General features: G+C 41.8%; 1 rRNA gene. It reads right to left on the reverse strand.

From position 1 onward, the window contains the following. Nucleotides 1-214: 214 nt before the first annotated feature. Nucleotides 215-330: ribosomal RNA gene (gene rrf / locus ACN6NE_RS31170) — 5S ribosomal RNA — on the reverse strand. Between the last annotated feature and the right edge of the window lie 46 nt (nucleotides 331-376).

Consider the following 376-nt stretch of genomic DNA (forward strand, 5'->3'; position numbering starts at 1 on the left):
ATTAGGCACGCCGCCAGCGTTCATCCTGAGCCAGGATCAAACTCTCCGAAGAAATGTTTGACTTGCTCATATAAAATAAAAAAATTAACGTTGACGTTTGTCGCTTTGTTCAGTTTTCAAAGTTCAAGCGCCGCTCTTAAGCGACTTTACTATCTTATCAAGTTATTAACGTAATGTCAACAACTTTTTTAAAAGAAAAGAGAGATCTTTTCCAGCCTGGCAACGTCCTACTCTCACAGGGACAAAGTACCAACTACCATTGGCGCTAAAGAGCTTAACTTCCGTGTTCGGTATGGGAACGGGTGTGACCTCTTCGCTATCGCCACCAGACAAGAGATTGCTCTCTCAAAACTAGATAACAGTTTACTGAGTAAAG

Source organism: Priestia sp. 53B2 (genome assembly GCF_056099005.1).